We start from the raw sequence: 6,605 nt of genomic DNA, 5'->3' as shown, positions 1-6,605 counted from the left end.
ATGCCTTGGGCTTGGCAGCCGCCTGTCGCTGAAGCCAAAGCCGCAGCGTAACTCAGCCTCCGCTCGCCCGTAGTCCCCGACCCGGCGATAAACGACCGCTTACTGAAGGTGTTCCCGACCTATGCCGTGAGATCGGCATCAGCACGGCGACGTTTTACAAGTGGCGTGCCAAGTTCGGCGGCATGGACGTGTCCATGATGGCTCGGATGAAAGAGCTGGAGGATGAAAACCGCCGGCTGAAGAAGATGCATATGGGTGTTGATTTCCGCGGAGATCTGGGCTCTTCCGCATAAAGCGTGCAGGCTGGGAGGAATATTTTAGATTTCCGCAGATTTTTCCTCAAGGTTTCGCGCAGACGACATCCCGAAGATGCTTCTCTCCTGCCGCAATGCCTGCTTGGCTAAAAACGGCGTTAAAATCGACAAGGTCGGCCATTCGAGTGTAAGCGTCCGGGGAATGCATTTGCGGTCGTCGAGACGCATTTTAGGGATGGCGTTTTAACTCGTCCGCCAGGATGCGCTCGGTGATCTCAGAATCGCATTGTTCTCTTACGAGGAACTTCCGGATTCCACCATCCCATGTGCGTATGTCCGCGAGAAGCTCCTGCAGCTCGTTGACGCCGTTCTCGGTCAGACCCGTCGTGCCATGTTCACTGCCATCGCTGACATAGAACATTTGTCCTTCGCTGACATTGTCGGGGTTGGCCGTAATTTCCTCGAGCAGTTCAAGATTCTCCCCAATGATGGTGGCAACTTCTTTAAGCGTGTAAATATGATTGGAGCGAGCCATCACCCTGCCTCGTGCACTGCCGTCGGCGCCCAATTCCACGGCAATAGCTCATTAAGACGGTCCGTGGGGTAATCCTGGATCCTGGCTAGGATGTCTGTCAGATAGACCTCGGGATTATGACCGTGCAATTTGACCGTCTCGATGATGGTCAGGATATCGGCGATGCGCTCGCCCCCTTTGTCTGACCCGGCAAAGAGCCAGTTCTTTCTTCCAATCCCAAGCGGACGCATTGCGCGTTCCGCTATAGAGTTGTCGAGCTCAACTCGACCGTCATCGATGTATACGCTCAATGCCGTCCATCGCGACAGGGCGTATCGCATTGCTTCTGCGAGCTTCTGTTTTTGTGGCAAGGTAGGAAGCGTCGCTTCAATCCAAACCTTCAGATCTTCAAGAACAGGTTTTGCGTGGAGTTGGCGCATGGTGCGCCGAACATCCGCCGACATGCCGCGGATACGATTTTCAATATCGTAAAGCACGCCGATACGCGCCAACGCTTCGTCGGCAATCGGTGACGGCTTGATCTTGATCACATCATGGAACTTGCGGCGCACATGAGCCATGCAGGCCGCCTCGACAATCTTATTGCCGTAGAGCTTCTTGTAACCACCATAACCATCCGCATGCATCACGCCGCTAAAGTTGGCGAGGTGATCGGCCGGATGCGCGCCCTTACGGTCAGGGCTATAGTAGTAGGCGATGGCTCCGGGCGTGGGATCTTGATAACCGCTGCCATCGAACACATAGACCCAGACCCTCCCCGTTTTGGTCTTTCCGCGCCCAGGGTCGAGAACATCGACGGGGGTATCGTCGGTATGTATTCGGTCAACCGCTGCGATATGAGCTCTGATGAGCAAGATGAGCGGCTTAAGCAGGACTGACACACGCCCCACCCAGTCCGCCATGACAGAGCGAGAGATATCTATCCCAAGCCGGTCATACATCTCGGACAGGCGGTAGAGCAGTATGTGATCGTCGAATTTGGCGACCACAATATGGGCGAGGAGCCCCGGTCCTGGCTTGCCGCGCTCGATCGGTAGGGTCGGCATCTCGCCCGACACCGTCGTATCGCAGTCCCTGCAGATCAGGCGCTTTTCGATATGGCGGACGATTTTCACGGACGCCGGCACGTGCTCCATCACCTGAATGACCCTGTCGGCGGCCTGCAGGAACGACATGCCCCCGCAGGTTGGACAATTGCAGGGCGCCGCATAGACCCGGTCTTCGGTTAAAAGGCCGTCTGGCAATGGCCTGCGCTTCGGCTTCTCGGATGCGTCGTCCAGCGCGGGCAAAGGGGGCTTTCCGGAGCGCAATTCAGCCTCGGCGCGGGAAGCCTCGATCTCCTCCAGCATCAGTTCGAACTGCTCGATCTTCCGATCTATCTTTTCCGAAGAAGCGCCATGCTGCTGATGACGGAGGAGTGCCAACTGCGCACGCAGAAGGTCAATGATAGAGTCGCGCTTGCTAACTTCCGCTTCTTGTTCGCTGATTTTCGCCGCCTGCTCAGCAACGAGCATTCGTAACGCGACTAGCTCAGCCTGGCTGTCTGGCGGCATTGTCTCCATCAACGCAAACCTATCCGATTTGCGCCCGGAGTACCAGTATTTTGCGCGGATTTCCCTACAAAGGCGGCCTTTATCCGGCTCGCTCTGGTGCGGACGTCCATGCCGGTCGACGCCAATCAATTCCTTCAACAAGCATGGACATCTGAGCCTGCGTCAGATGTGCAACGCCATCTTTGGCCGTCGGCCAAGGAAAATACCCTCGCTCAAGAACCTTGTAGAACAGGCAGAAGCCTTGGCCATCCCACCACAGTAACTTGATCCGATCAGCGCGTCTCCCACGGAAGCCGAAGACAGCACCAGATCCCGGCACCTCCTTCATCACCGCCTTGACGATGGCGGAAAGCCCATCGATACCGCGCCGCATGTCGGTCACGCCGCAGGCTAGATAAACCGGCACATTCCCAGAAAGTCCGATCATGCTGCCTCCACACAAGCAACCAGCGACGACAGCACCTCGAGATCGATTTCCGCTGCAATTCTCAGTAAGCGTCCATTCTTCAGGAGAATTTCAACGTCTTTGCATTTCAACCGAACGCAGCTCCGCTTGGAACTGTCGCCTGACCTCTCCGATCCGCCGATAAGCGAAACGGGGATGAATAATGCGATCTCGGGAGCGTTCAATTTTGGGGGTGAGAACTTCTTCCGCCAAGCATATATCTGTTGCGGAAGTACGTCGTGCCGCCGAGCGACATCCGTAACGGTGCCATCTACGCCGAACGCCTCTTGCAATATGAGAAGCTTCTGCTCTGTAGACCACCGACGCTGTCGCTCGACACCCGTCAGGATTTCAACCTTGGCCATTCATACCTTGTTACGTCACAAATGAATCATCTGTGACGTAACTTGTGCTACTTTCGCACCCAGACAAAATTGGCTCACCGGACGCTCACATTCGAGTGCGGGCTTTTGCACGCTTTATGCGGAAGAGCCCAGATCTCCGCGGAAATCAACACCCGTGGAACTGGAAGCCTGCGCCAGCGACAGTCGCCCGGACAGCAGCCTAACAGTTCGGCCGTCCACTCAAGATAAATCAGCCAGATCAGTGATCCCCGGCAACCTCATGCGGCCTACGGCGCATGCTTACATTGAAGCCACAAACCAAATGAGATGTCCGAGCATGTGGATGGCCATCAGTCGAGAGATGAAGGATCGCGTATCCCTCTCTCGATACACGGCTCACTGCACATTTTATATCGTCGTGTTATCAAAATTTAGTCCGCGCACAGGTCTCATTATTGCCGGCCGACACGAAGCTGCAGTCATCAAAATATTTGAACAATTTGATTGAGCAGGATCATCGTGGGGTGAAGGCCCGGACAGGGCCGATGCTCGGCTTCAGGCGCTTCAAGACAGCCTCGATTATACTTGCCGGAATTAAATTGATGCGCCGCATATACAAAGGACAATTCAACCTCGGAAAATTGCGCATCGAAGGCACAACCACGCCCGCTATCTGGAACGCAGTGCTTTCAGCTTGAGCAACTACGACCACATCGTTATTCTATTCAACCGACCTCCCAATTTGCACCAGAGCCTAGAATTTAATTTTTATGCGCGCTTTGCCTTCAGGCGCTGGAAGGCTTCCTTGTGCCAATGGCGTCCCTGCCGTTTGTAGACCGCCGAACAATGAATCGCGACCACCGGGCATAGGTCGAATTCGCTGATGACATTGACTTGCTCCAGCCAGGCTGACCACTGCGCACCCGCAGCAGCTATGTCCTGCGCGAAGCAGCGAGTGATCAGACCGGGGCCAGTCAGCATCCAAACTTTGTCGTGATCTCCGCGATTGATTGCGGTCACCGCCGTTACCAGTGCACGGCGCATAATCGAGTGGTCTGGCACAACAGCCATAAAATTGTTGCATATATAGCCACTTCTCTCCTGCCAGAACACAGCACGGTCGCTGGTCCGGAACAGCTGGCCGATGGGCTTTTGGCAACGGTCGTCCATATCCGACCAGACACCGCCATCGAGTGCCAGTACTGCTAGACGGAATAGGTCTGCCCGCGTTGTCGGGTCCCTGGCACGAATGTAGGCATACAGAACGGGTGGTGGCAGCCGCGCCTCCAAATAGGCGCGAGCCGTGGCGTCATTGAACAACCGATATTCAAAACCGGGATTAATCTGCTGCCAGCTCTCTGAATAAGCGCGCAGGTCGCGGGGCAACTCCGCCGCGTCCCAATACTGGGCGACCCGTTTTGGGATGTGGACATTCGTCTCCGATGCCATGGCCACCATCGGGGGCCTGGTGAAACGGCCGGCCTCCGCCAATGTGACTACAACCGCCTGGGCCGTCGGGATATGATCTGGTCGTTCACGCACAAGCTGCATCAGGCGGCGAAGCTGGCCGCGACTGGTGCCGCTCCGCGCCAATTCCAGACCTTCCATCGCTTCCGGGTCCAGCATCATGTCATTGATCAACTGACCCGTATGGGATTGCGAGGCATTCGTCGTCTCGCCAGCCATAAGGCGCTCCGGCACCGAGAGCTGCGCCAGATGCAGGTGATGCCGCTTTGCGTCAGCCAGATCATTGCGCCACTGGCTCAGCAGGAAGAGCGTAAGGATGGTGCTGCGATTGTGCGGGTCCCGTTTCAGCGCACCTTCCAGGATACGCCTTGCCTCATCATGTCGCCGCCTACGGATGGCGAGCATGGCGCGGTGCATGGTGACGATCAGCTCGTCTCGGCGGTTCTGCGCGGGCATGCTCATAAGGACTCGCTCGGCCTCGGCCGCTGAGCGTATCTGCAAGGTAAGGCTGAATACATCGCTCCACAGGATGAAGGACGCAGGATAGGCAGCGATCGCCGCCTCCGCCGCGATCAGCGCCTCCCCGAGCTGGCCCGCATCGCGAAGGTGGCGGATCTGCTCGCTCCTAACTTCGACGATCGCGCCGAACCGAGCGACACAGGCTGCCATCACCTCATTCTGCTCGTCGCTATCCATGGTCTGCAGCAGCCGAACCAAACGCAGATGATGGTGGACATGTTCCGGTGCTATCTCCAGAACGCGACGGAAGAAGTGCCGGGCGGCCGGATAGTCCCGATCCCTTAGTGCCTGCTCGCCCATTTGATCGAGCGCCACGGTAGATTGGGGATCGCTATCCAATGCATGCGCGACCTCAACCGCAGCTTCAACGCCCTCACCCAGTTTGCGCAAGGCGCGCGCCAGATCCAACCGCGCGTGAGCGTCCTTAGGCTGCAGTGCGACCAACTGCGTCATCAGCATCTTAACTGCGAGGTCGTCTTCCTCTGCTCTCGCGACATCCGCCATGGCGCGCAGGTATTGAAGACGAAATTCCCCTCCTTTGTCGAGAATACGTTCGGCTGCCGTGCGAGCAGCCGCATAATTCTCCTGATCGATTTCGATACGGAGAAGCCGCATTAAGGCGTCCGGCCGTTTCGGCTGCAAGCGATCGGCAGCTTCTGCGTGCAGCCTTGCCGCCTCTGGGTCCCGCAGCGCGAGCGCAAGGTCGCTACGCTCCAAGAGCACCGCCACCGTCTCTCGACAGCCGGCCAGAAGCGCGTCTGCTTCCTTATTGCGGGCAATGCCTCGATATTCGCGCGCTAACGCCAATATGCAGAGTTCCGAGGTTGGTTCCGCCATCAGCCCTGCCCGAAAAGCGGCAATTGCCTCATCACGCTGCCCCTGGGCCAGAAGGACCACGCCGCGCGTATGGGCGACCGTGGCAGCTTTCTCATGCCCTTGCACCGCAAGCTCAGCCAAGACCTCCAGAGCCTCATCGAAACGGCCCAAGCGGCGATACAACGTGATCAGCCTGTGGAAGGCAGCCACGCTCGGCGTCTTCTCCGCCGCCAATGCGGCACGATAGAACTCCACAGCGCCATCCAATTTTCCATGCTGTGCGGCCAAATTGCCGCGCGCGGCTAACACAGACGGCGTCTCTGGTTTGCCTGCCAGAAAAGCGTCAGCGGCCGGATAGCGACCAATATGGGTCAGCGCGATGGCGCAATCTATCGCCGCGTCCTCGTCTGCCTGGTCAAGCGCAATGGCTTCCTCAAAAGCAATCGCCGCCCGGGCATTGTCGCCCGTCAGCCAGGCACAATATCCCACACCGAGGCGGGCATGGATGTGGTGCGGAGTTGCCGCCAGCATGCGGGTGAAATTTCTTTCCGCCGCTTCGATCTTTCCCTGAACCTGAAACAAACGCAGTGCCTGAAGCATGTCAGCGCCAAAGCCCAATCGATGGTGAACCGGCGATATCCCGTCACCTCCACACAACGAGCTTGCGAGGCA

Annotated in this window: 6 protein-coding genes and 1 pseudogene; 2 read left to right on the top strand and 5 right to left on the bottom strand. The window is 57.4% G+C overall.

Features of this window, described 5'->3' with window-relative positions; all coding sequences use genetic code 11:
* Positions 1-110 precede the first annotated feature (110 nt).
* Positions 111-251, top strand: a pseudogene (locus ACELLULO517_RS27410) (transposase); the annotation flags it as partial.
* A 232-nt stretch (positions 252-483) separates the two neighbouring features.
* Here the strand turns inward: ACELLULO517_RS27410 and ACELLULO517_RS27405 are convergent.
* The 4 genes from ACELLULO517_RS27405 to ACELLULO517_RS27390 all read right to left on the bottom strand — a co-directional run bounded on the left by ACELLULO517_RS27405 (position 484) and on the right by ACELLULO517_RS27390 (position 3,152).
* The gene (locus ACELLULO517_RS27405; RefSeq protein ID WP_227310715.1) at positions 484-789 is read right to left on the bottom strand and encodes a hypothetical protein; all 306 of its coding nucleotides are present in this window, start codon (positions 787-789) and stop codon (positions 484-486) included.
* Positions 789-2,351 (bottom strand): IS66 family transposase, encoded by a 1,563-nt coding sequence (gene tnpC, locus ACELLULO517_RS27400; protein WP_227310719.1) that lies wholly within the window; start codon positions 2,349-2,351, stop codon positions 789-791. The genes ACELLULO517_RS27405 and tnpC overlap by 1 nt, the downstream gene beginning before the upstream one ends.
* 70 nt (positions 2,352-2,421) lie before the next feature.
* Positions 2,422-2,769, bottom strand: coding sequence for an IS66 family insertion sequence element accessory protein TnpB (gene tnpB, locus ACELLULO517_RS27395; RefSeq protein ID WP_227310714.1), 348 nt, complete (start codon positions 2,767-2,769; stop codon positions 2,422-2,424).
* Positions 2,766-3,152: a transposase gene (locus tag ACELLULO517_RS27390; RefSeq protein ID WP_227310713.1), complete on the bottom strand. Its 387-nt coding sequence runs from the start codon at positions 3,150-3,152 to the stop codon at positions 2,766-2,768. The genes tnpB and ACELLULO517_RS27390 overlap by 4 nt, the downstream gene beginning before the upstream one ends.
* A gap of 434 nt (positions 3,153-3,586) precedes the next feature.
* On the opposite strand from ACELLULO517_RS27390, the gene ACELLULO517_RS27385 reads away from it, so the two are divergent.
* Positions 3,587-3,829 (top strand): transposase, encoded by a 243-nt coding sequence (locus tag ACELLULO517_RS27385; RefSeq protein ID WP_264481699.1) that lies wholly within the window; start codon positions 3,587-3,589, stop codon positions 3,827-3,829.
* 70 nt (positions 3,830-3,899) lie between these two features.
* Here the strand turns inward: ACELLULO517_RS27385 and ACELLULO517_RS27380 are convergent, their stop codons facing one another.
* Positions 3,900-6,533: a tetratricopeptide repeat protein gene (locus ACELLULO517_RS27380; protein WP_227310712.1), complete on the bottom strand. Its 2,634-nt coding sequence runs from the start codon at positions 6,531-6,533 to the stop codon at positions 3,900-3,902.
* Between the last annotated feature and the right edge of the window lie 72 nt (positions 6,534-6,605).

Source organism: Acidisoma cellulosilyticum (assembly GCF_020621385.1).
In the GTDB taxonomy this organism is placed as follows: domain Bacteria; phylum Pseudomonadota; class Alphaproteobacteria; order Acetobacterales; family Acetobacteraceae; genus Acidisoma; species Acidisoma cellulosilyticum.
This window is presented reverse-complemented; position numbering and strand designations above follow the sequence as displayed.

Bases quoted from the DNA above. Each gene is read 5' to 3' on its own strand.
- ACELLULO517_RS27405 (WP_227310715.1), bottom strand. From the start codon at position 789: ATGGCTCGCTCCAATCATATTTACACGCTTAAAGAAGTTGCCACCATC.
- tnpC (WP_227310719.1), bottom strand. From the start codon at position 2,351: ATGGAGACAATGCCGCCAGACAGCCAGGCTGAGCTAGTCGCGTTACGA.
- tnpB (WP_227310714.1), bottom strand. From the start codon at position 2,769: ATGATCGGACTTTCTGGGAATGTGCCGGTTTATCTAGCCTGCGGCGTG.
- ACELLULO517_RS27390 (WP_227310713.1), bottom strand. From the start codon at position 3,152: ATGGCCAAGGTTGAAATCCTGACGGGTGTCGAGCGACAGCGTCGGTGG.
- ACELLULO517_RS27380 (WP_227310712.1), bottom strand. From the start codon at position 6,533: ATGCTTCAGGCACTGCGTTTGTTTCAGGTTCAGGGAAAGATCGAAGCG.